This is a genomic window from Xanthomarina spongicola, assembly GCF_003148645.1.
Lineage (GTDB): Bacteria > Bacteroidota > Bacteroidia > Flavobacteriales > Flavobacteriaceae > Xanthomarina > Xanthomarina spongicola.
Window position 1 is genome coordinate 1 of the sequence record NZ_QGGP01000026.1, and the last position, 1,411, is coordinate 1,411.

Consider the following 1,411-nt stretch of genomic DNA (forward strand, 5'->3'; position numbering starts at 1 on the left):
ATATACGGATTGTGCTGGTAACTCTCAAGATTATGTGCATACTGTAACTATTACTTATGTTGATTTTGATTTACCAAATAATGAGGGTACTCTAGTAACCTGTATTGACGACGCTCAAATTGTTCCAACACCTCCTACTGTTTCCGATAACTGTGGAAATAATATAGTTCCTAGTGGACCTATAGTTAGTGCAGACCCTGTTTGTGTTGGTGATAAAACATATACTTGGACATATACTGATTGTTCTGGAAATTCACATGATTGGGTATACACTTATTCTGTAAACGATAATATTGCTCCAACTATAACAACAGTTGGTGCAGACCAAACGGTTTTATGTGATGGAACAGGGAATACAGCAGAATTCCAGGCTTGGTTAAACACGAATGCAGGTGCAAATGCTGTTGATAATTGTTCAGCTGTTACTTGGACTTATGAAATAATGAATGTTATTGATCAGTGTGGTGAAACTTCAAGAACTTTAGTTCGCTTTATTGCTACTGATGCTTGTAATAATTCAAGTACAACAACTGCATTATTTACTATATTAGATTTAGTACCTCCAACTATAAATACTCAAGCAGCCGATTTAACTGTTGAGTGTGATGGAACTGGAAACTTAACAGATTTAAATAACTGGTTGAATAATAATGGAGGTGCTACTGCTTCAGATCTTTGTGGAAATGTTAATTGGACAAACAATTTCACAGCATTATCTGATTTATGTGGAGAAACTGGTTCTGCAACAGTAATCTTTACTGCTACAGATGATTGTGGCAACCCTGTAACTACTAGTGCTACATTTACTATAGTAGATTCTCAATCTCCTATAACTCCAACTGCACCAGCAAATATTGCTTATGAGTGTATTGGTGATGTCCCTACAAATGTAGAGTTAACTGCTAACGATAATTGTTCTGGAAACATTACAGTAGTTGGAGTGGATTCTACTGATGATACAAATCCTTGTAACGTTATAATAACACGAACTTGGACTTTTACAGATGCTTGTAATAACAGCTCGTCTGTTTCACAAACAATAACTGTAACTGATACTATTGACCCAACTATTGACACACCAGCATCTAACATTTCTATCGAATGTGATGGAACTGGTAATAATGGTGCTATTGAAGCTTGGTTAGCTAATAATGGAGGTGCAACTGCTTCTGATAATTGTGGTACAGTAACTTGGACTAATAATTATGGTGGTTCTGCATCTGATTGTTCAGCTGCTATTGACGTTATTTTTACTGCTACTGATGCTTGTGGAAATACTGCTTCAACTACTGCTTCATATTCAATACAAGATACTGTTGCTCCTGTAATTACTCAAGCGAGTCCAGAAACAGTTGAATGTGATGGTTCTGGTAATCTTACTGATTTAAATAACTGGTTAGACAATAATGGT

1 protein-coding gene is annotated in these 1,411 nt (G+C 35.9%); it reads left to right on the forward strand.

The features are described 5' to 3' along the window. The coding region (locus LX78_RS14865; protein ID WP_456243167.1) for an HYR-like domain-containing protein at window positions 1–1,411 on the forward strand (1,411 nt) is incomplete at both ends.